Consider the following 17,932-nt stretch of genomic DNA (forward strand, 5'->3'; position numbering starts at 1 on the left):
GCAAGCCACGACCGGACGGTCGCAGCTCGCGCAGCTCCTACCCCAAGACATCGCCGCATCGACGCGCCTCGCCGACCCCAACCCCCGCCCCTTGTAGGAGCGGCGCAAGCCGCGACCGCGAACCCACCCCCACCAACGAAGCAAGCCACGACCGGACGGTCGCAGCTCGCGCAGCTCCTACCCCAAGACATCGCCGCATCGACGCGCCTCGCCGACCCCAACCCCCGCCCCTTGTAGGAGCGGCGCAAGCCGCGACCGCGAACCCACCCCCACCAACGAAGCGAGCCGCGACCGGACGGCCGCAGCTCGCTCAGCCCCTACACCTACATCAAAACATTCGCATCGGCGACCGCCCCACTCAGCCGCGCTGTTGCCGACGCAGACCGAAGAACTGCAGTTCGGCGAACACCGCGACCACCGCCGCCTGCGCCAACACGAAGGCCATGCCCAGCGCGTTGGGCGCGATCGCGCCTTCCACCAACACCAGCACCGAGGCCGCGATCCATGCCAGGTTGACGCCGATGATGGTCCACACCAGCGGCGCGCCGATCTCGCGTCGGCTCAGCGTCCACAGCAGAAACGCCAGCCAAGCCATCAAGATCCAACCGGCGCCGCGCAGCCAGCCGGCGTCGATCGCCAGCCAGCCCGACAAGGGCCCGGCGGCGGCGAGTTGCAAGAGCCCGGCGGCGCCGGACACTACCGCGTCGGCGAGAATCACCCGGCGCAGCAGTTGCGAGGCGGGGGCATGAGTGGCGATGGCCATGATCGTTCTCCTGTGATCGTTCGTTGTTTAGGTCGAAGCCATCACACACCCGCCCGCACGGCCGGTCGATTACCCCACAGGTAATGCCACCGAACGCGGCGCTGGGCTATCTTCGCGGCATGAACGAACAACGCCCCGTGGGCGAGCTGCTGCGCGATTGGCGCCAGCGTCGCCGCCTGACCCAGTTCGATCTGGCCGAGTTGGCGCAGATCTCGACCCGCCACGTCAGCTTCATCGAGACCGGCCGCTCGCTGCCCAGCCGCGCGATGCTGCTGCGCCTGGCCGACCGTCTGGACGTGCCGCTGCGCGAGCGCAACCAGTTGATGACCGCCGCGGGTCTGGCGCCGATTTACGCCGAGCGCGCACTCGACCATCCGGCGCTGCGCGAGGCGCATGCGGCGATCGAGCTGGTGCTGTACGGCCACGAGCCGCACCCGGCGCTGGCGGTGGACCGGCACTGGAATCTGATCGAACACAACCGCTCGCTGGTTCCGCTGCTCGCAGGCGTCCCCGACTTCCTGCTCGCGCGCCCCTCCAACGTGTTGCGCGTCGGCCTGCACCCGGAAGGCCTGGCGCCGCGCATCATCAATCTGGGCGAATGGCGGGCGCATCTGCTGCATCGCCTGCGCCATCAGATCGACGCGACCGGCGATCCGGCGTTGTCCGAGCTGTACCAGGAATTGGCCGCCTATCCCGCGCCGGACGACTTCGACGACAACGACGTGCCCGCATCCAGTCTGGTCGCGGTGCCGTTCCAGGTGCGCAGCGAACTCGGCGACCTGTCCTTCATCAGCACCACCACCGTGTTCGGCACGCCGATGGACGTGACCTTGTCGGAAATCGCGATCGAGTCCTTCTTCCCCGCCGATGCCGCCACCGCACGGGCGATGCGCACGCTGGCCGCCAGCCTGGAACCCTCGCCCACCGCTTCGCACTGAGGCCGGCGCGTGCGGCGGAATATCGACGCGTCCACTCGCGAGCGCTTGCTCTAAGCGGCGAGCGGCAGATCGGCGCAACCACGGCCGCATCACCGCGATCGATCCGCCGTACCTGTTCAGTTACACCTGGAGCGAAGACCACGACGCGCCCTCGGAAGTCAGCTTCGAACTCAGCGCCCAGGGCGCGCAGGTACGGCTGGTGGTCACCCATCGCCGCCTGGCCGGCCGCGACGAAATCATCAGCGTCTGCGGCGGCTGGCACACGCACCTGGGGATTTTGATCGCACGCTTGTCGGGACAAACCCCGGACGGATTCTGGCGCACCCACACCCGGCTGGAAGCCGAATACGAACAGCGCATAGCCTGATCCGCCAAACCAGCGTAGCCGCCACCCCACTCCCACACCCCCGACTGTAGGAACGGCGCAAGCCGCGACCGCGCCCTGCCCACCACCGCGCAACTCCGAAGTCCCGCCACACGGCTTACCAGCGATCCAACGCGTCACAACCGCTAAGCTGTGCGCCTGATCGATCAACCCTGCGAGGCCGCGCGTGTCTTTCCCTAGTTTCCGCTCCCGCGATCCAAATCCGGCCCGTTCGCCCTCGGCGTTGCGCCGCACCGTCCGCGCAGTGCCGCTGGCGCTGGCCTTGGCCGCCTGCGTCTTGAGTCTGTCCGCCTGCGACAAACCCGCCGCGCAAGCCGAACAGGCCGCCGCGCCCAAGGTGCTCAACGGCCGCATCGCCCAGTTCCAGACCATCGACGAACGCGTCGGCACCGGCGCGGTCGCGCAGCCGGGCCAAGAAGTGATCGTCCAATACAACGGCTGGTTCTACGACGAGAAGGCGGCCGACAAGCGCGGCAGCAAGTTCGACAGTTCCTACGACCGCGGCAAACCTTTCAGCTTCCTGCTCGGCGCAGGCCGGGTGATCCGCGGCTGGGACGACGGCGTGGCCGGAATGCGCGTGGGCGGCAAGCGAGTGCTGATGGTGCCGCCGGACCTGGGCTACGGCGCCGCCGGCGCGGGCGGCGGAGCGATTCCGCCGGATGCCTCGCTGGTATTCGAAGTCGAACTGTTTGGGATTGTGGGGCAGTGAAGTAAGGCTCAGAAGCGAATCCCCCTGCCCCCTTTTTCAAAGGGGAACAGCAACAGCTACTGCCAAGGAGGGGGCGATGGCTGGGCCGCTCGCTCGCGGACCGTTCGCCCTGATCCCTATCGGGATAAATGGAAGGGAAGTTAGGGGATAACCCGGACTAGGCCGGATGAAACCGGAAGAGAACGGAGGCCAAATTGTAACGGCGTTACACTATCCGAAATGCCGAGAGAGCCGCAGGGGAAGGGAAGCTCATGACTTGTGAACCGCATTGGACCGCCTACGTCTCAGCGATCGCTCAGCCCATTGTCGCCCTGCTGGTCGCTTGTCTCGCGGCTTGGATCGCGTATCGGCAGTACCGTACTGCACGTAACAAGTTAAAGCTCGATCTGTTCGACAGGCGATTTCTGGTGTACGAGGCCGCCCGAAAGGCTTTAACCCAAGCTTATGGCCACGGAAAACTAGAGCCAAGTCAGCAATTTGAATACCTCAGCAGCGTTCAGGCGGCACGGTGGCTTTTCGGTCCCGAGGTGCAGGAATACTTGGAGACGACGCTTTGGCACAAGTTCGTCGATCTCGAGTTGTACAACTCGTTTCCCCCGGCCAAGTATGCAAGTGAGCGCGCGAAGTTAATGAAATGGCTCATCGTCCAGCCTCAAGAACTCAATAAAATATTAGGTAAGTATCTGATACTTACGGATTGACCCGGTATTTTACTGCGCGGCCACATACCGAGAAGCGCGGGCCACGCTTGACCACGAGGACCGGGTCTCGGTTGACCTCGCGGCAACTGCATTAGCATCCGCCAGATCGCGCCGGGGAAGAATCGGGTAGCCTTTCGCGAGGCTAGTCAGCGGCGCAAATTTGAGTTGAGCCCAGGAGGGTCTTATGCGAGCCACGGTTCTAACGATAGTTCTTGCTGCGATCTCCGGCCCACTTAGCGCCGCTGATCTCCCGGACTACGCCGGCATGTACCAGTCATGCATTAATCGATTTGGCGGATCGAGCAGAGTCGCAGACGGCAATTGCTCTGTGGAGGTATCAGACCAAGCCAAGCTTGAGATCACTTACCTGTACAAGCGGTTGCACGCCCAACTGTCCAAGGAAAACCCGCAACTTCTCCCAAAACTGGAGTCGTCACAGAAATCTTGGATCAAGTATCGAGACGAACATTGCAAGCTTGAATCATCGCAGACGACGGCCAGCGGGGAAACGTGGAAATGCGACATGCGCCTTAACGTGGACCGCGCAAGAGAACTTCGAGTGTTCTTCTAACTAAGGTCAGCGCTCTATTCGTCTGGCGGGCCAGATCGTCTCTGCTTCCGCTTAGCCAACCAGAGTCCGATTCCCATTCCCAGCACCAATACGATAGAAAAGGTCGCGGGATCGGTGACCAGTGCAATATCCAAGCGGCGGACCACCGCCAACAACAAGACGCTAGCAAATCCAATAATCGCAAGCATTCCGAGTGATTTCAGGAAGTGGCGTAGGAACGGTCGCTCGCCAAACGCTAGGACGGCCGCGATTACAGGGAGAAGCAACAAGCCGAGAGCGTAGTTGTCACCGGCATGGCCGGAGGCGGCCGATGCGGCGCCTGGGGTAGCGCCGAGAGTTACCAGCAGTAACCGTGAGACCTTCATCGAACGTTGCCCCATTTTGCCCCCAGGAATGGCAGAGGTTAGCCATACCGCCACTGGCGAAACAAGGCCGGGCGCCTATGCTGAGAACAGGCCGCCGTCCACCCCGTCAAAGAGGTCCGGCTGCGTCCGGTCCCGGCGCCGCATGCGCTTGATGACCTGATAGACCCACTGGATGGACAGCCCGTACTCACGGGCCAGTTCCGGGGCATTGCGCCCGGTGAACCGCCGGTAGATTTCGGCGTGGATCGGCAGCACGCGCAGGGCCACGCCCTGGGGTACGTACAGGCTCTGGCCGCCCCAATGCTCGGCCATGCGCTGGCCTAGTTCGTGACCGATCAGCCGCGCCGCCTCTTCATTGCAAACGTCATGCTCCAGCAACAGGCCGCGCGCCTGCGACGCCACGTCGCTGAAAAAATCTAATGCGTTTGGGCCGCGATCACCCTTGGCCATCGCTCACCCCGCTCGTCCTGTGCAGCCATGCTTTCAATTCCTCGATTACCCGGCTGGCCTGCTCCGTGTTCAGCCAATTTAGCGTGTCGATCCCCGTCATGCGCTTAACGAACGCACCAAGCGCGGCTTCGGAGGAATTGCGGACAGCGCTGACCGCATGCAGTTGAAGCCACAGTGATCGGATTTTCCGGGATTGCGGATCGTTGGCCTGGCGGCGATCGTCGCCGGATCGGCCGCTCCGAGCCACGAAGCCCCGAGAGCGAAAATGCGCGAGGGCTCGCTTAAGCCCCGCATCGGTCATGTCCGCGCACGATGCGTGCCCGCCGCCGGTGACCAACGCCATGCGGTAGGTCTCTTCGTCCAGCTTGAGCTCACGCTTGGCCACGTGGATCAACGTGATCAGTTGCTTGCGGCTGAGTTGTTGGGTCGGGCGGGTCATAGGCTGCTCATCAGTACCGGGCTACCACGCCCGGCAGACGTCGGGGGCGCGCGGCCCCCGACGTTTCGCGATTCACGCCACCGCGTCTTTCAAACCCTTCGCAGCCGAGAACACCGGTACCGTCTTTGCGGCGATATCGACGCTTTCGCCCGTCTGCGGGTTGCGGCCCTGCCGGGCGTTGCGGCGCTTGACGCTGAACTTGCCGACGCCGGGGATCGACACCTCGGCGCCGTGCTTCAGGCTGTCATGCACGGTCGCGACCAGGCCATCGAGCAGACGACCGCAATCGGTCTTGGTCAGTTCGGTGCGGTCCGACAGGGCATTGATCAGGTCTTGCTTGGTCATGGGAAATACCTTCTTGATGTGGTGCTGGGGGAAGGGAGGCCGGCGGCGCAGCACCACGTCGCCGGCGGTAACTTAAAAACCGTGTTTCTTGGGCGCCTCGGCCCGTAGCCGTTGGGCGTCCTGTTCGCTGATCTGCTCGAACCGAAGGCGATGGGCGATGTCATACAGCTCGTTTTCCAGCGCTTCCCGGCGCGCTTGCGCATCGGACGTCTTGGGCTTGGGCTGCGCGACGGCGTCGGGGCGGCGCCCTTCGCGGACGCGCTGCTCGCGCTCGCGCTCGTTTTCTGCGTCGGCGCGGTCGGCCAGGCCGAACACCACCTCCAGCAAGTAGCCGTGGCCTTTCAACGGCAGCCGCAGGCTGCTCCGCCCTTCGAGCATCTGTTCGATCGCCTGTGCCCAGACCGCGAGCGACGCCGGCCGCGACACGCCGTTGCGCCGAACTTCTCCGCTGGCGACCAAGTCGCCAATCTCGACGGCCAACGTCAACGCCTTGTGCTGCGCCAGCGCCCGCTGTGCCGGCTTGTGCAGGCGCAGATACCCGAACAACACGCGCACCAGGTCCGCGTCCATGACGCCGAGCGCCGCCGCCAGGCGCTTGCCGTCCGCCTCGACCAGCCCGGCCTCGACGGGAAATTCGGCGAAACAGCACGGGCACGTCATCTGCACCATCACCGCGCGCCCGTCTCGCTGGCACGCATGCGCTGGTAACCGTCCAGCCAGGCGGCGCGCAGGCTTTGGTGCAAGCGATTGCCGACGCCATAAGGGGCGCGTTCCGGCATTCCCTCGCATCGGGCCACCGCACCACCGCGAAACGCATGGCGATGCGCCCGATTGCGATAGCCGACGCCGAACGTCCGATCAGCGACCCGCAACAGATAGAGCGCGGCAGAGCCTTCTGTCATTCCGCGATCTCCGGGAAGGTCACGCGGTTTGCATGGACCGGGTGGCATCGCACCACGCCGCGAACTTGCAGGTAGCGCAACGCGACGTCGATGAGTGCGCGATCGCACTCAAAAAACGCGTGGTCGGTGTCGTACCAGGTCACGCCGGCCGGGTCAGTCACGAAGCCGCAATTCACTTCGATATCGCTTCGGGCCGCGCTGTCGGCGATCTGGATGGCCAGTCTGCGCAGTTCCGACGATTCGGCGCCGTCAACGTCGGCGTCGGTCGGAGGTCGAGACAGCGGCCCCGGCTTCGATCGGGTATCCGTGGGCGTGATGGCGTGTGGCTTCTTCAACGCGTCCCCCTCAAGGCGGTCAGCGCCTCGCACACGGACGCCACGTCGCGATCTATCTCGACCGGGTTTTCGTCGGGCCAACGGTGGGCCAACGCGGCGCGGATCGCGCCGCGTTGGACATCGCTGACCGGCGGTGCCAGCCGTTCCGCCGCTTCGCGCAACAAGCGGGCAGCGGTATCCAGGTTCGAGGCTTCTCGCCCCATCTGGCTGACCACGGACTGACGATCCGGTGCGACGCGCTTAGCACGGGCCGCGACGGCATTCGCCTGCAGCGTAACCTTGGTGGCGTAGACGCCGAGCAGCTTGACGAAGGAACGGCGAGCGTCGGCCTGAGCGCCACGCAACAGCGAAGAGTTACGGATCAGCATGACGATCGCCCTCCTGCTCCCGGCGCTGGATGCGCTGATAGATTTCCTCGCGATGCACGGCCACGCTCTTCGGCGCAGTGATGCCGATACGTATCTGATTGCCGGTGACGCCAAGCACAGTCACGGTGATTTCATCGCCGATGTTCAGCGTCTCGCCGACGCGGCGGGCCAGGACTAGCATTCGGAATTCTCCTCGGTGAGGCCGGCGTCGCCGCGCAGCGCTTTGATGAACTTGTCCAGATCGGTGTCGGTGGCGCGGATGACGACGTCGTCGCCGGCGCTGACGATTTCCACGCCGATCTTCTTTAACGTGGTCGCGTCCAACTGCTGCAATGCGTCTTTGACCGGCTTCTCGGTGACGCGGATCAATGCGTCGGCTTGGTCGGTGAGGTGCTTGCGGATCAGCTTGACCGTCCGCGTTTCGTCCTGAATCGACAGGCCGCCCTTGCCTTTCTGGAAGCCGACCTTGATGCCGTGAAAAATGCGAGTGCGCGGCTTGCCGAACAGTTCGTGCGCGTTGCGCAGCAGCGTGTGCAGTTCGTCCTCGGCAGTGTTGAAGTCGTGCAACGCTGCGCGCACACGATCGAGATACTTTTCTTTGATTGCGTCGAACGCGGTGTTCATGGTGCCGATCGCTTCGCCGAGATCGTCGCGCAGGGCGGCGTATCGGCGGGCGGTCTCTTCGATTTGGGTCATCGTGGTCAAAGGGCGAATCCTTCCGGGGTGAGGCGGCGCAGTGCGCGGTTAAGGTCAAACGCTGCAGCGGTGAGGTGCTTGAGAAATTGCGGGGACACGCGGGCGTCGAAGGAGTCCACGACCAGGGCTTCGACGTCATCCAGCACGGCGTCGAAGCGAGCCCGCAGGCCCAGCGGATCGGGCGGCGGGTCGCATTGGCTCGGCGAAGTGACGGGCGCGAGGACGGCGGCGACGGCGGCGATGGTCTCGGCCGAAAGCACCACATGCGGCTGCGGGCGATTGAGCTTGATGACCGCCGGCGGCGACGGCTTCCACCACACCCAGCGTCCGTTACCGTCCGCTTCGCGATCTGCGTCGCCGCTGCGATACATCGCGAGCAATGCCGAACTCACGCGCGTCGCCGAGGCCTTGACGCTCAGCCGATCGCGCACTGCGGCCGCGGTCAATCGCTCGCCACCGGCGAGGATGAGTCGAACCTCGCCAGCCAGCGTGATCGCCTTCGGATCGCGAGCGACAGCCGGCGCGACGGTCGGAGTCGTCGCGGCTTCGGTTGCGCCCGAAGCCTGCAACGCTACGGGAGCGGTATCCGCCGCATGCGTGGACCGTGCAAGGCGATACGTCACCTTGCCGTCGTCAAGGCCCGATACCACCGCCCCGGAGTCCCACAGGTCCGTGAGGCACTTGGACACGTCGCGGCGTTGCGCATCCACGTAGTCCAGGACGCCCAGGATGTCATCGAGGGTCGCGGCACCGTGGCCGAAGCCCGTCAGTGCCTTCGTCACGGCTTGCGTTAGCGCAGGCTTAGCCATTCGCCGTCTCCCCGCCGCCGTGTGCCGCCGGTTCGGAAGGCAACTGCGGGAACACCCGCAGGGTAGAAGCCACCTCAAAGACGATGTGCGTAGCGCGTAGCGTCGTCGCTTGACTCTGCGCGTGACGCAACGCAGCGGTCGGGGCCGCGAACGATTCGGTGTCCACAACCCGCGCGGCGGGCAGCACTACGAAGATGTTCTTAGACATAGAGCGCACTTCCGCGCAGGCGACGCGGCTCAACCCACTGGACCCGGCAACCGGCCAGTTCAAACCCGCGCTGGATGCCGAACAGGCGATAGCGCCGATAGGTGAAGCCACACGCCGATTTCGGCGTGCGCAACGGGCGGGATCGAAGCGTGATGATCGGGCGCTGTTCGGTGATTTCGACGTGCGCAACGCTGGCGTCGGCGTCACTGAGGGCGAACAAGGCGCCGATGACGTTTCGCGCCTTTTCGTAGACCCGGTGTGTGCTGGGGTTCATGGTGAGGATTCCTTGAAAGAGGCGGCCCAACCGCCTCGGAGGGAGACAGGGACCGGCCGCGTGATCGATCGGCCGGTCGTGGCAATGCGGGTCAGATTTCGCGCACCACGTCGGCGGTTACGCGCGGGGCGCCGATCTCGGCGGCCAAGTTCATGCTGGCGGTCAGCAGGTTGTTGATCGCCAGCGGATACAGCATCGAAGTGCTGTCGCGCCCGCCCACGCTGCCGTTACGCCGGCCGGTAGAAACCGTCAGCCGTTCGCGCAGTGCATTCAGGCCACTTTCGTCGATGACGTCGCCCAACGGCTTGCCGAGGCGATCGAACTTGAATTTGAGGTATTCCTCCATGCGCGCGTCCAACGGCGCCAGTTCGATCATTTCGCAGCGCTGCACGACTTCGCGCACCTGGGGGTTCCGCTCGTCCAGCTTCAAGCGAAGTTCGTTCTGGCCAATCAGGATGATGCCCAGCAGCTTCTTGAATCCGTCCTCCAACTCGAAGAAGCGCTTCAGGTGTTTGATCGTGACGATGGGAAGGCTGTGCGCCTCTTCGATGATCAGCACATGCGATTTTCCGGCGCGGCTGGAATCACGTAGTACGCGGTGCAATTGACGAAAGCGCGCCTCCGGGCTGGACTTCGCGCCTTCCAATGGCGCGGCGCTGTTCAAGGCCGCTTCGGCGATATGCGTGGCCTTGAGCGTCTTGCCCTTCATGTCGTTGTCCTCCATCCCGAGGACATACGGCTCGATGATGACAACGTCCAACTGCTCGCGGTTGACGCGATCCATCAGGTCGCGGCGCAACGTGCTTTTGCCGGCGCCGCTTTCGCCGTACACCGCCAGGAAGCCGCCGTGTTTGGCCGTCTGGAAGATGGCCTCGCGGACGTATCGGATATCGGGGCTGACGAACACGTCGTCGTGACAGGTCACGTCCGCATCGAACGGATCACGGAACATGCCGAAGTGCTTCTTGGTGGCGGGGAACAGCGTTTGATGGCGAAGCAACATGGGAGGCTCCTGATTCGTGGTGTCGTCCGGGGTCGCGCTGCTTTGCGCTGTCGGCGTGGTCTGGAAAGCTGAGCGGATATCGGTCGGACTGGCGCCGTTGGCCAGCAAGAAGGCATTGGCTTTTTGGATCAGCGTGTCGCGCGGCGTGCGCTTGGGCCAAAGTTCGTGATTGACGATCTGCGCCAACGTCCCGCCCGAGAGACCCATCGCGTCGGCGAGCTTCTGCTGGGACACGCCGAGACGTTCAACAAGTGCTTTGATGTTCAGCACGGTTCACCCCCTGCTTTGACCAGGCGCAGCGGCGCGGCGACCCGGGTCGGTTTGGAAAGTTCGGTCGCGATGGCGGCGATCGCGTCCGCCGGCACACCGTCCGGGTATCGCTGCTGTAGCCAGCCGAAGTGTTCGCGCGTCCACGCATCGCCCAGCGCGGTTTTAAGTTGCTTCGCCGCGTCGATATGGTTCAGCGGCGCCAATTCGCGATGGCGGCCGTCGAGCCCCAAATCGCGGCCACGGCGCGGCAGGTACTCGGGCAGTGCCGTCTGATCCACGTCGGCCATGACGTCGAACTGTCCCTCGAACGCCGGCTTACGGACTTTGCGGGCGGCGTCCACCTCGCGCTCGGTATCAACCCCGTAGGCGTCGCGGTTGATCCGCGTGCGGCTGCGATCGGTGTCGGATTCGGGCATGGCGCGGTAGCGCTCGCCAATGACCGGCGCCGACAGCGGGAAGCCGTGTGTATCCCTGGCGATCGGCTCGACCGTGTAGAGACTTTCCTGACCTTTGGAATCGGTCAGCACGACGTCGATCGCGGGTGCCCGATAGGGGTTCACGACCACCTGAACCTTCTGCTTCGGGGCAACGCCTGGAATAAAGCGCAGGTCGTAACTGTTGCGACCGAACTGCTTGAAAGCGTGGGTGACGGTCAGGTCACCGCGCACGGTGACTTCGACCGGACGGGTCGTGACCAGGTCGCGGCAAAACTCCATCGGTGGCGCCAGGCGCAGCTGCTCCTCGCGAATCATGAGCCACGCGGCGTTGCGTGTGCGGCCGTGCCTGGTGTGCTTGGCGTGGCTGCAAAACGCCTTACGCCATCGCGTCGCCAGGGCGTTCAGCTGATCCAGTTGATCCACGCGCTGAAATGCGAGGCGGCCCTCAAATCCGCACTCGATCACGTCCTGGTGCTTTTCGACCTGGCCGTTTGCTCGGGGATTGCCCGGCAAGTGCGGGATATCGATCACGTTCAGCCGCTTGAGCAGATTGCGAAACAATCCGCTGGTGTTGGCCGCGCCCATGTCCATCATGAGGATGTGCGGAACGCCGTGGAACGGATCATCGGCGCTGCGGTACTGAATCGCGTTGAGAAACACTTTGATGATGTTTTCGGCCGTCTCGGCGCCGAGGACGTACTCCAGATAGAAGTTGCTGCTGGTGTGATCGGTGATGACATAGCGAATGACGCGGTCGCGCTCGATCCGGGCCACGTTCTGCGGCTTGTTCTTGTAGAACTCCTTTTCCTCCATGATCCGCACCCCGCCACGCGGCAGGTAAAAGATCACGCACACTGAGGCGTCGATCTGCCAGACATGGTTCGGATGCAGGCTGCGTTGGACCGTATGAGCGGACGGAATCGCCAATTGCGACGGATGGCAGTCATACAACCGCATGGCCCGCGCGAGCGTCGTCGGCGAGACGTTGATGGGGGTGACTTCCCCGGTCGCCGTATCTACGGCGCCGTAGCCGTTCGCCTGGAGGATCGGCAGCGTGTCTTTCATGGTCAGCGTGCGCTTGCCGTTGGCACGCTGCGCCATGCGCACCAAACCAGCGGCTTTGCGCGCAACTTCCTCGGGAACCGCGGTCGTGCCGCGATCGGCGCGCGTCTTGCGGTCGGGCGCGAGTCCGGCGTCCTCTAGCTTTCGATACACCTGTTTCACGCTGCACCTCAAGAAATTGGCGGCGGCCTCGACCAGCCCGCGTTTCGTTCCGTGTTTGGCCTGGCCCAACCGCTCGGCCAGTCCCCGCAGATAGTCCAGTTCGGCGAGGTCTGTCCGCATGGCGTCAGGCCCCCGCTGCGGCGCGGCTGTTCGGGGATTGATTCAGCAGATCGCCCATCCACGAAGGCGTTACCACTTCGGCGAAATCGACCGGGATCGTGTGCGCTAGGGCCACTTCGTTGATGCGCTGGAACAGCCACTGCACCGTCGTGGTCACCGCTGTGGCGAACGATTCCGAGGGGGCGCCTTCCAAGCAGTCGGCGACGTCCTGGGCAAATGGGGTGATCTCGCCGTAAAGCTTCATCGCGCTGTTCTGGAGCTTGGCCAGCAGCGCGCTCTCGGCGTCCTGGCGGTCGGCCTCCTGCCTGTTCGGCGCGCGTTTGGCGGTATCGGCTTGGGCGAGCTTTCGATCAAGCTGATTGATGCGCTCGTCCTTTTTGGCGAGCAAGCGGCTGTGCGTATCTTCGGAATCCTTTTCGGATTGGCGAGATTTTCGCAGAGCGGCACGAAGCTCGCTCACGGACATACGCTCGACGTCGTCCAGCTTTAGGCCGGCGACACTTCCGCCGCTCGACAGCGCGTCAAGATCGTCATCGTCCAACACCATCAACTCGAATAACTTCGATTTGGACTTGGCGGCCTCGACCAAATGCGTCGACGTCGACGCATTCGAGAACCGCACCGCTGCTTGCATCATGCGTTGGCTGAGCCGAGGCTCCATGCCAAGCGACTGCAGGCACGTGAGAAACTCGCCGTGCGGCTCGCATTCCTTCATGACCAAAAGGCAGCGGCCTACTTCCAGCGCTTCTTCCGCGCTGCGCTGCATGTGCCAGCGGGCTTTCTCGATGTAACGGCTGCGATCATAGGGAAGTCCGTCACCGAACTCCTCCGCGATCTGGCCGGAAATCACTGCCATCTGATTTTGTTGCTGGGCCGTTTCCGCCAGGGCGGTCTGAGCCGGCTCGATCGCTGCCACGGTTGGGTTTTTGGTGCGTGCCATATGGGATTCCTTCAACGATTGAGGCCGGCAGCAAGGCGCTGCTGGAACTCAGAAATGCGGGATTGAATGCGTTCGACGGCGCTGGCGTGTGCGAACGCGATCTGCAAGGTCTGCACGGAATGGGCGAAGCGGCCGTTGTCTAACTTGATGGCGAGCCCTTCTTCGATCAGGGTCGCGAGTGCTCGGGAAACGTTGGCCGGACTTTCGTTCAGACCACGTGCCAGATCGCCGTTGCTAATGCCTTCGATGGAATAGCCCTTGAGAGCTTTGAACACCCGGAGGACACGCTGCCCGGCGCTCGAAATTCCCGAAGTGCTGGTTTTATCCTTCGCCACAGTTGCGAACTCCTAATAAGGGGTGGTCAGATGGCGGCTTAGGACTGGGGCTTCAGGCCGAGTGCGACAGCGATCTCATGGGCCTTGCCGTAATTGGCAGGCGATCGACCGTTGACGACTCGGCTGACCTGGTCCGGCTTAAAGCCGTTCTGACGAGCCCAGTCGGAAAAGGTCCGGCCCTCACGGCGGAACTTGGCCTTCAATTGCGATGGGGTCATTTCGTTACCTCAGATGTTCAATTAATCCCGAAGTGGTAATTTAATTACCACCAAGGGAAGTGTCAAGGGGTCTTATGGAAGATTTTTTGAGCCAGTTGCTGCGGCTGAAGCAGCAGTTGTCCGTTCGGTCGGACAAAGAAGTCGCCGAGTTGCTAGGGCTTTCAGCCCGCGCATTTCACGGACGCAAGGAACGGGGGGCGTTCCCGAAGGAGGAGTTGCTCGTCCTAAAGCAGCGAATGCCGCAGTTGGATGTCGATTACGTGCTCTACGGCACAACTGCGGCCGAGCGGCTTGGGAACACCGAGCGATTGCTCGACTTCGTCAAGTTGGCTACCGACACCGTGACCACGCTTGATCTTCCCGTCGAAGATCAACGATCGCTGCAACTGGTGCTGTTCGCGATCGCTACTAAGAATTCGGCGATGGTTCGCGACGAGTTGGCGCGCTTGCGCGCAGAGGGCGAAGCGAGCGCATCACAAGTCTTCAATGAGCGGGTTGGTCAAGCGGCCGGCCGCGACATCACCAATCACGGCAAAGGAAAGAAGAAGTGAGCCAGATATTCAACGCGCCGGTCGGCCAGGCGGCCGGAAGAGATATCAACAACGTCGATGTGCATCACCACTCGCTGCACGCTTGGCAAGCGATGGATGGTCAAGAGCTTGCGGAAGAGTTGAGGATCAAGCGCAAGTCGTTGCGGACTGTGCAATATCGTTACTGGATGAATCCACAAATCTGGACGCCGATAGGCGCCGGCATGTTCATCGGTTGGGCGATCCTAATGCGCCTTGCGGAAGCGCAGCCCCAGGACCTCATGTTCTTGCTGCTGTTGATTCCAGTCCTGGCGTATGTCGTTTGGGACCGGGTGCGGCACCTTTGCAAGCAGGAACGATCTGCGATTCTTCGATTCCAGGACGATATCGCGCTGATCGAGAACGAGCTCTATTGCCGCAACGTTGAACGGCAGCACCGGAGGCGCGCATGAAGCCGGCGATCTTGTGCGCGTTGGTCCTGGGCCTTTCGGGATGCGGTGCTCAGACGCAATCAGCGCCGGAAGTTCACCAGGCCGGTGAGAACCCCAGCAGCGTCGCGACAACGGCAGCGCGAAGCGCGCCCGAAGCGGCGCCGGACTCTGCGCCGAGGGAGCAAGCCAGGCCCAACGCGGCAGAGACTGAAGCCTTCGTCAAAGAGTTGGACGGCGTCGTCGCTGAGTTTGGGTCAGTAGCGTCGAGCGGAAATCTTGGCGATACGGCCACGCTGAACGCACGCGTGAGCGCAGTCCGACAACAGTCACAACGATTCGGCACGCTGCTCGATGAAAGCCCTTATGCGGAATGCGTGCGGGCCTCAACGTTAGTTGAATCCAGCTGGCGTCACATAGAGATGCTGGCGAGCAACGGCACCTATTCTGGTTGGCGTGAAGCGATAGCCGACGATCAAAAGCAATACACAGCGGCTCGCAAGGAATGCCTGGCCGCACCGGAGAAACAGACGCAAGGCAGCGCTTAGTCTCTAAAGCGGTTTAGAGGAAGCCGCCCCAGGTTCCCCGCATCGTAGCGGGGAACTCCACAAGGGGGCGGTGATGCCGCGCAAGATCGACCACATTGTTATTCACTGTTCGGCGACGCCGAACGGCAGTCCGCTATTCCGTGGCCTGCCGGGGCAGCCCGGCTACATGGCCCCCGTCGATGTCATCGACGAAATGCACCGCACTCGCAAACCGCCGTTCAAGCGCGGCATGGAATGGCGGCGCCGCGTCAATTCTCGCTTGGGTGCGATCGGCTACCACTTCATCATCTACACCACCGGCGCCGTCGCGACCGGTCGTCATCTGGACGAAGTCGGCGCACACGTCGCCGGCCACAACGAGCGATCCATCGGCGTCTGCCTGCTCGGCACGAGCGGCTACACCCAGGCGCAATGGGACGCGCTAGCTACGCTCATCGCAACCCTACGCCGCGACTATCCCGCCGCGCGCATCTGTGGCCACCGCGATCTGTCCCCGGATAAAAATGGGGACGGTCGGATTACGTCGATCGATTGGCTGAAGACCTGCCCAGGTTTCGACGTCGCCCGGTGGTTGTCTCAGGGCATGACACCGGACGCGGCGAACATCCTGAACGGAGGGCTGTAAGGAATGACGGCCTCATCAAACGTCACTGCGCTCAAGAAGCCGTGGCATCGCAGCTGGACGTTGTGGGTGAATTTATTGGCTGCAGTATTGGTGGCGTTGGAAACCGGACTGGATGTGCTGCGCCAGATCGTGCCTGGCAACTTCTACCTATACGTCGCGCTCGTCCTTCCTCTCATCAATGCCGCGCTGCGCGTCGTAACCACGCAAGGTCTGCATCTGCCCGCCAACGTGAACACCTGGGTAGCGCGGCTCTCCGGTCGCCAGGAGGATGCGCCGTGATCGGTGTCGTCCTTTCCTGGTACGGCGGCTTGCCTGCCACCGTGCGTAATCGGCTCGGGCGGGCGCTGCGCTCGCTCGCAGTCGTGCTGCTAGCTTCGGCACTGTTGGTTGCGGGCTACCTGATCGCCTTCCGTGATGGTCAGGCGTCGGGTCGCCGCGAACGGGCGGCCGAGATCGACGCGCTGAACGCCGATGCCGCTCAGCGCGAAGTCGTTCAAGTTCGCGCGCTGGCCAAGGCTCACGCACAAGCCTGGACCGACTACAGCGCACAAGTCGAGCGCGGCAACCGCCTGGATGCGCGGCTGCAAGAACAGAAAGACTTCGCTGCGCGCGACCGCGCCCAACTCCTTCGGAGAATCGATCGTGTCACCCGTGAATATATCTCGGCACCTGGTGCCGCGCCCCAATCCCTTCCCGCTGCTGTTTTTACTGCTGGCTTCGTGCGCGACTACAACCTCGCCCTCGGCGTTTCCGCCCCGGAAGCCATCGCTGCCGCCGGCATTGGCGACGCGACCCTCCGCGCCGCCGGTGCTGATGCCGAACTACTGGCGACCGCGCTTCGACCCGAAGACATCCTCGCCCACATCGCCGACTACGGCGAACGCTGCCGAGGTATCGAAGGACAGGTGAATGCCCTGATCGACGCGGCGCAGCCCCAAGAGGTGAAGCCGTGAACTCGACCGCAATCGGTTTCTTTGTCGTCGGTTCCCTCTTTATCGCGGGCGTCGTCTGCGTTGCGATCTTCGCAATCTGTGACTGGCGGATGTGCCGGAGCATTGCCCGCATCCCGGTCAGGTACTCCGAACCCGTGGCGGGCAATCCACGCCCGGCCACCTACGAACGCGCTGCTGTCGCCGATACCGGCGCCGGCCCGAGCGACCCGGTGTTTGCCTCCGGGTCCTGGCCGCATACGCAATCAGCCGCCTGGTGGCCCGTCTATGCCGATCACAGCGTTGAGCCGTGTTGTGTGGCTAGCGACAGCAGTAATTGCCGGGCATCAGAGCCGCCGCCTTGCCCGGAGATCGGATCGTGAAAGTCGAATTCGACATCGGGCATTTGATCACCCTGGTGATCTTCATCGTCGGCTCGTATGGCGCGATCGCCATGATCGCCCTGAAACAGGCTGAGCGTTGGCTGACCACGCGTCTGAGCGCGATCGACGAAAAGATGGGCGACCGCTTCGACACGCTGTCCGAACGGATGGACGGCTTCGAGACGCAAAGTAATCGGGACCGAGATGAATGGCGTCAGATCGAGCGCGCGTTCCTTGAATTCAAGGCCGACCTACCCATGCGATATACGCAACGCGAGGATTTTATTCGCGGGCAAACCATCATCGAGGCAAAGCTCGACGCGGTGATGAGCAAAGTCGAGCTGGTGCAGATTCAGGGGGCAAGGAATGGCAATTGATCACGCGAAGGTTCGACGCGAAGGGCTGCGTTGGCTGATTTTATCGGTCCTTGATCGGGGCCGGCCGGTGGGCGCACCGGAGGAGATGATCCTGGACATCGTGCGCGAAATGTACTTCGACACGAACCAGCTGGAAGTGCGTCGGGAATTGGACTATCTGGAAGATCGCAAGCTGATCGAGATCGAGCGCAAGCCAATCGGTCGCTGGCACGCGGCGCTGACGCATCAGGGCGTGGACTGCGTCGAGTATGTGGACGAGTGCGGGCCTGGCATCGCGCGTCCGCCGAAGTATTGGGCCAGCTGACCC

The 17,932-nt window shown here is 63.2% G+C and carries 32 protein-coding genes and 1 other RNA gene; 14 read left to right on the forward strand and 19 right to left on the reverse strand.

Annotation, left to right across the window (positions count from 1 at the left end; all coding sequences use genetic code 11):
* Window positions 1-358: 358 nt before the first annotated feature.
* Window positions 359-763, reverse strand: a complete 405-nt coding sequence (locus tag ACTOWJ_RS25830) for a hypothetical protein (protein ID WP_441337493.1) — start codon at window positions 761-763, stop codon at window positions 359-361.
* Window positions 764-882: 119 nt separating this feature from the next.
* Between ACTOWJ_RS25830 and ACTOWJ_RS25835 the strand changes: the two genes are divergently transcribed.
* From ACTOWJ_RS25835 to ACTOWJ_RS25855, 5 genes are all read left to right on the forward strand, one after another.
* Window positions 883-1,701 carry a helix-turn-helix domain-containing protein gene (locus ACTOWJ_RS25835; protein WP_441337494.1) on the forward strand — a complete coding sequence of 273 codons (819 nt, stop codon included), beginning with the start codon at window positions 883-885 and terminating at the stop codon, window positions 1,699-1,701.
* A complete protein-coding gene (locus tag ACTOWJ_RS25840; RefSeq protein ID WP_441337495.1) occupies window positions 1,631-2,068 on the forward strand; it encodes an SRPBCC domain-containing protein in 438 nt (145 codons plus the stop codon). Before ACTOWJ_RS25835 ends, ACTOWJ_RS25840 begins: the two co-directional genes overlap by 71 nt.
* A 268-nt stretch (window positions 2,069-2,336) precedes the next feature.
* Window positions 2,337-2,795, forward strand: coding sequence for an FKBP-type peptidyl-prolyl cis-trans isomerase (locus tag ACTOWJ_RS25845; protein ID WP_441337660.1), 459 nt, complete (start codon window positions 2,337-2,339; stop codon window positions 2,793-2,795).
* A 251-nt stretch (window positions 2,796-3,046) separates the two neighbouring features.
* Window positions 3,047-3,496, forward strand: coding sequence for a hypothetical protein (locus tag ACTOWJ_RS25850; protein WP_441337496.1), 450 nt, complete (start codon window positions 3,047-3,049; stop codon window positions 3,494-3,496).
* A gap of 265 nt (window positions 3,497-3,761) precedes the next feature.
* Window positions 3,762-4,067 (forward strand): lysozyme inhibitor LprI family protein, encoded by a 306-nt coding sequence (locus tag ACTOWJ_RS25855; protein ID WP_441337661.1) that lies wholly within the window; start codon window positions 3,762-3,764, stop codon window positions 4,065-4,067.
* Between the two features lie 440 nt (window positions 4,068-4,507).
* Here the strand turns inward: ACTOWJ_RS25855 and ACTOWJ_RS25860 are convergent, their stop codons facing one another.
* From ACTOWJ_RS25860 to ACTOWJ_RS25945, 18 genes are all read right to left on the reverse strand, one after another.
* Window positions 4,508-4,882, reverse strand: a complete 375-nt coding sequence (locus ACTOWJ_RS25860) for a Mor transcription activator family protein (protein ID WP_441337497.1) — start codon at window positions 4,880-4,882, stop codon at window positions 4,508-4,510.
* On the reverse strand, window positions 4,869-5,321 hold the full coding sequence (locus tag ACTOWJ_RS25865) for a gp16 family protein (RefSeq protein WP_441337498.1): 453 nt from the start codon (window positions 5,319-5,321) through the stop codon (window positions 4,869-4,871). The genes ACTOWJ_RS25860 and ACTOWJ_RS25865 overlap by 14 nt, the downstream gene beginning before the upstream one ends.
* Window positions 5,319-5,392, reverse strand: an RNA gene (locus ACTOWJ_RS25870) — hammerhead ribozyme type II. The genes ACTOWJ_RS25865 and ACTOWJ_RS25870 overlap by 3 nt, the downstream gene beginning before the upstream one ends.
* Window position 5,393: 1 nt before the next feature.
* Entirely contained in the window at window positions 5,394-5,666 is a 273-nt protein-coding gene (locus ACTOWJ_RS25875) for an HU family DNA-binding protein (RefSeq protein WP_441337499.1), read from the reverse strand.
* Between the two features lie 72 nt (window positions 5,667-5,738).
* A complete protein-coding gene (locus ACTOWJ_RS25880; protein ID WP_441337500.1) occupies window positions 5,739-6,338 on the reverse strand; it encodes a hypothetical protein in 600 nt (199 codons plus the stop codon).
* Window positions 6,335-6,568, reverse strand: coding sequence for a hypothetical protein (locus ACTOWJ_RS25885; protein ID WP_441337501.1), 234 nt, complete (start codon window positions 6,566-6,568; stop codon window positions 6,335-6,337). Before ACTOWJ_RS25885 ends, ACTOWJ_RS25880 begins: the two co-directional genes overlap by 4 nt.
* A complete protein-coding gene (locus ACTOWJ_RS25890) occupies window positions 6,565-6,903 on the reverse strand; it encodes a hypothetical protein (protein WP_441337502.1) in 339 nt (112 codons plus the stop codon). Before ACTOWJ_RS25890 ends, ACTOWJ_RS25885 begins: the two co-directional genes overlap by 4 nt.
* The gene (locus tag ACTOWJ_RS25895) at window positions 6,900-7,271 is read right to left on the reverse strand and encodes a hypothetical protein (protein ID WP_441337503.1); all 372 of its coding nucleotides are present in this window, start codon (window positions 7,269-7,271) and stop codon (window positions 6,900-6,902) included. Before ACTOWJ_RS25895 ends, ACTOWJ_RS25890 begins: the two co-directional genes overlap by 4 nt.
* A complete protein-coding gene (gene csrA, locus ACTOWJ_RS25900) occupies window positions 7,258-7,452 on the reverse strand; it encodes a carbon storage regulator CsrA (RefSeq protein WP_441337504.1) in 195 nt (64 codons plus the stop codon). The genes ACTOWJ_RS25895 and csrA overlap by 14 nt, the downstream gene beginning before the upstream one ends.
* Entirely contained in the window at window positions 7,446-7,967 is a 522-nt protein-coding gene (locus ACTOWJ_RS25905) for a host-nuclease inhibitor Gam family protein (RefSeq protein WP_441337662.1), read from the reverse strand. Before ACTOWJ_RS25905 ends, csrA begins: the two co-directional genes overlap by 7 nt.
* A 5-nt stretch (window positions 7,968-7,972) precedes the next feature.
* Window positions 7,973-8,776, reverse strand: a complete 804-nt coding sequence (locus ACTOWJ_RS25910; RefSeq protein ID WP_441337505.1) for a hypothetical protein — start codon at window positions 8,774-8,776, stop codon at window positions 7,973-7,975.
* Window positions 8,769-8,984: a hypothetical protein gene (locus ACTOWJ_RS25915; protein ID WP_441337506.1), complete on the reverse strand. Its 216-nt coding sequence runs from the start codon at window positions 8,982-8,984 to the stop codon at window positions 8,769-8,771. The genes ACTOWJ_RS25910 and ACTOWJ_RS25915 overlap by 8 nt, the downstream gene beginning before the upstream one ends.
* Entirely contained in the window at window positions 8,977-9,258 is a 282-nt protein-coding gene (locus ACTOWJ_RS25920; protein WP_441337507.1) for a hypothetical protein, read from the reverse strand. Before ACTOWJ_RS25920 ends, ACTOWJ_RS25915 begins: the two co-directional genes overlap by 8 nt.
* Window positions 9,259-9,349: 91 nt before the next feature.
* Window positions 9,350-10,531, reverse strand: a complete 1,182-nt coding sequence (locus ACTOWJ_RS25925) for an AAA family ATPase (RefSeq protein ID WP_441337508.1) — start codon at window positions 10,529-10,531, stop codon at window positions 9,350-9,352.
* On the reverse strand, window positions 10,525-12,312 hold the full coding sequence (locus ACTOWJ_RS25930; protein WP_441337509.1) for a hypothetical protein: 1,788 nt from the start codon (window positions 12,310-12,312) through the stop codon (window positions 10,525-10,527). The genes ACTOWJ_RS25925 and ACTOWJ_RS25930 overlap by 7 nt, the downstream gene beginning before the upstream one ends.
* A gap of 4 nt (window positions 12,313-12,316) precedes the next feature.
* A complete protein-coding gene (locus ACTOWJ_RS25935) occupies window positions 12,317-13,252 on the reverse strand; it encodes a hypothetical protein (RefSeq protein WP_441337510.1) in 936 nt (311 codons plus the stop codon).
* Window positions 13,253-13,263: 11 nt separating this feature from the next.
* Window positions 13,264-13,587: a helix-turn-helix domain-containing protein gene (locus ACTOWJ_RS25940; protein ID WP_441337511.1), complete on the reverse strand. Its 324-nt coding sequence runs from the start codon at window positions 13,585-13,587 to the stop codon at window positions 13,264-13,266.
* 38 nt (window positions 13,588-13,625) lie between these two features.
* Window positions 13,626-13,805: a DNA-binding protein gene (locus ACTOWJ_RS25945; protein ID WP_441337512.1), complete on the reverse strand. Its 180-nt coding sequence runs from the start codon at window positions 13,803-13,805 to the stop codon at window positions 13,626-13,628.
* An 86-nt stretch (window positions 13,806-13,891) separates the two neighbouring features.
* Here ACTOWJ_RS25945 and ACTOWJ_RS25950 point away from each other — a divergent pair, with 86 nt between their 5' ends.
* The 9 genes from ACTOWJ_RS25950 (at window position 13,892) to ACTOWJ_RS25990 (ending at window position 17,929) form a co-directional block, all read left to right on the forward strand.
* Window positions 13,892-14,356, forward strand: a complete 465-nt coding sequence (locus ACTOWJ_RS25950) for a helix-turn-helix domain-containing protein (RefSeq protein ID WP_441337513.1) — start codon at window positions 13,892-13,894, stop codon at window positions 14,354-14,356.
* The gene (locus tag ACTOWJ_RS25955; protein WP_441337514.1) at window positions 14,353-14,787 is read left to right on the forward strand and encodes a hypothetical protein; all 435 of its coding nucleotides are present in this window, start codon (window positions 14,353-14,355) and stop codon (window positions 14,785-14,787) included. The genes ACTOWJ_RS25950 and ACTOWJ_RS25955 overlap by 4 nt, the downstream gene beginning before the upstream one ends.
* Window positions 14,784-15,311 (forward strand): hypothetical protein, encoded by a 528-nt coding sequence (locus tag ACTOWJ_RS25960; RefSeq protein WP_441337515.1) that lies wholly within the window; start codon window positions 14,784-14,786, stop codon window positions 15,309-15,311. The genes ACTOWJ_RS25955 and ACTOWJ_RS25960 overlap by 4 nt, the downstream gene beginning before the upstream one ends.
* Window positions 15,312-15,384: 73 nt before the next feature.
* Window positions 15,385-15,936: an N-acetylmuramoyl-L-alanine amidase gene (locus tag ACTOWJ_RS25965; protein WP_441337516.1), complete on the forward strand. Its 552-nt coding sequence runs from the start codon at window positions 15,385-15,387 to the stop codon at window positions 15,934-15,936.
* A gap of 3 nt (window positions 15,937-15,939) precedes the next feature.
* Window positions 15,940-16,215: a hypothetical protein gene (locus tag ACTOWJ_RS25970; RefSeq protein ID WP_441337517.1), complete on the forward strand. Its 276-nt coding sequence runs from the start codon at window positions 15,940-15,942 to the stop codon at window positions 16,213-16,215.
* A complete protein-coding gene (locus ACTOWJ_RS25975; protein ID WP_441337518.1) occupies window positions 16,212-16,889 on the forward strand; it encodes a hypothetical protein in 678 nt (225 codons plus the stop codon). The genes ACTOWJ_RS25970 and ACTOWJ_RS25975 overlap by 4 nt, the downstream gene beginning before the upstream one ends.
* Window positions 16,886-17,248: a hypothetical protein gene (locus ACTOWJ_RS25980; RefSeq protein WP_441337519.1), complete on the forward strand. Its 363-nt coding sequence runs from the start codon at window positions 16,886-16,888 to the stop codon at window positions 17,246-17,248. The genes ACTOWJ_RS25975 and ACTOWJ_RS25980 overlap by 4 nt, the downstream gene beginning before the upstream one ends.
* On the forward strand, window positions 17,245-17,625 hold the full coding sequence (locus tag ACTOWJ_RS25985) for a hypothetical protein (protein ID WP_441337520.1): 381 nt from the start codon (window positions 17,245-17,247) through the stop codon (window positions 17,623-17,625). Before ACTOWJ_RS25980 ends, ACTOWJ_RS25985 begins: the two co-directional genes overlap by 4 nt.
* Window positions 17,615-17,929 (forward strand): hypothetical protein, encoded by a 315-nt coding sequence (locus tag ACTOWJ_RS25990; protein ID WP_441337521.1) that lies wholly within the window; start codon window positions 17,615-17,617, stop codon window positions 17,927-17,929. Before ACTOWJ_RS25985 ends, ACTOWJ_RS25990 begins: the two co-directional genes overlap by 11 nt.
* The last annotated feature ends 3 nt before the right edge of the window (window positions 17,930-17,932 follow it).

The sequence above is a fragment of the Lysobacter sp. CA199 genome (assembly GCF_052078715.1).
Classification (GTDB): domain Bacteria; phylum Pseudomonadota; class Gammaproteobacteria; order Xanthomonadales; family Xanthomonadaceae; genus Lysobacter.

Excerpts from the sequence above, each read along its gene's own strand:
- ACTOWJ_RS25990 (WP_441337521.1), top strand. The coding sequence starts at position 17,615 with ATGGCAATTGATCACGCGAAGGTTCGACGCGAAGGGCTGCGTTGGCTG.
- ACTOWJ_RS25970 (WP_441337517.1), top strand. The coding sequence starts at position 15,940 with ATGACGGCCTCATCAAACGTCACTGCGCTCAAGAAGCCGTGGCATCGC.
- ACTOWJ_RS25905 (WP_441337662.1), bottom strand. The coding sequence starts at position 7,967 with ATGACCCAAATCGAAGAGACCGCCCGCCGATACGCCGCCCTGCGCGAC.
- ACTOWJ_RS25960 (WP_441337515.1), top strand. The coding sequence starts at position 14,784 with ATGAAGCCGGCGATCTTGTGCGCGTTGGTCCTGGGCCTTTCGGGATGC.
- ACTOWJ_RS25840 (WP_441337495.1), top strand. The coding sequence starts at position 1,631 with ATGCCGCCACCGCACGGGCGATGCGCACGCTGGCCGCCAGCCTGGAAC.
- csrA (WP_441337504.1), bottom strand. The coding sequence starts at position 7,452 with ATGCTAGTCCTGGCCCGCCGCGTCGGCGAGACGCTGAACATCGGCGAT.
- ACTOWJ_RS25945 (WP_441337512.1), bottom strand. The coding sequence starts at position 13,805 with ATGACCCCATCGCAATTGAAGGCCAAGTTCCGCCGTGAGGGCCGGACC.
- ACTOWJ_RS25930 (WP_441337509.1), bottom strand. The coding sequence starts at position 12,312 with ATGCGGACAGACCTCGCCGAACTGGACTATCTGCGGGGACTGGCCGAG.
- ACTOWJ_RS25895 (WP_441337503.1), bottom strand. The coding sequence starts at position 7,271 with ATGCTGATCCGTAACTCTTCGCTGTTGCGTGGCGCTCAGGCCGACGCT.
- ACTOWJ_RS25865 (WP_441337498.1), bottom strand. The coding sequence starts at position 5,321 with ATGACCCGCCCGACCCAACAACTCAGCCGCAAGCAACTGATCACGTTG.
- ACTOWJ_RS25920 (WP_441337507.1), bottom strand. The coding sequence starts at position 9,258 with ATGAACCCCAGCACACACCGGGTCTACGAAAAGGCGCGAAACGTCATC.
- ACTOWJ_RS25885 (WP_441337501.1), bottom strand. The coding sequence starts at position 6,568 with ATGACAGAAGGCTCTGCCGCGCTCTATCTGTTGCGGGTCGCTGATCGG.
- ACTOWJ_RS25915 (WP_441337506.1), bottom strand. The coding sequence starts at position 8,984 with ATGTCTAAGAACATCTTCGTAGTGCTGCCCGCCGCGCGGGTTGTGGAC.
- ACTOWJ_RS25860 (WP_441337497.1), bottom strand. The coding sequence starts at position 4,882 with ATGGCCAAGGGTGATCGCGGCCCAAACGCATTAGATTTTTTCAGCGAC.
- ACTOWJ_RS25835 (WP_441337494.1), top strand. The coding sequence starts at position 883 with ATGAACGAACAACGCCCCGTGGGCGAGCTGCTGCGCGATTGGCGCCAG.
- ACTOWJ_RS25965 (WP_441337516.1), top strand. The coding sequence starts at position 15,385 with ATGCCGCGCAAGATCGACCACATTGTTATTCACTGTTCGGCGACGCCG.
- ACTOWJ_RS25935 (WP_441337510.1), bottom strand. The coding sequence starts at position 13,252 with ATGGCACGCACCAAAAACCCAACCGTGGCAGCGATCGAGCCGGCTCAG.
- ACTOWJ_RS25850 (WP_441337496.1), top strand. The coding sequence starts at position 3,047 with ATGACTTGTGAACCGCATTGGACCGCCTACGTCTCAGCGATCGCTCAG.
- ACTOWJ_RS25910 (WP_441337505.1), bottom strand. The coding sequence starts at position 8,776 with ATGGCTAAGCCTGCGCTAACGCAAGCCGTGACGAAGGCACTGACGGGC.
- ACTOWJ_RS25855 (WP_441337661.1), top strand. The coding sequence starts at position 3,762 with ATGTACCAGTCATGCATTAATCGATTTGGCGGATCGAGCAGAGTCGCA.
- ACTOWJ_RS25875 (WP_441337499.1), bottom strand. The coding sequence starts at position 5,666 with ATGACCAAGCAAGACCTGATCAATGCCCTGTCGGACCGCACCGAACTG.
- ACTOWJ_RS25830 (WP_441337493.1), bottom strand. The coding sequence starts at position 763 with ATGGCCATCGCCACTCATGCCCCCGCCTCGCAACTGCTGCGCCGGGTG.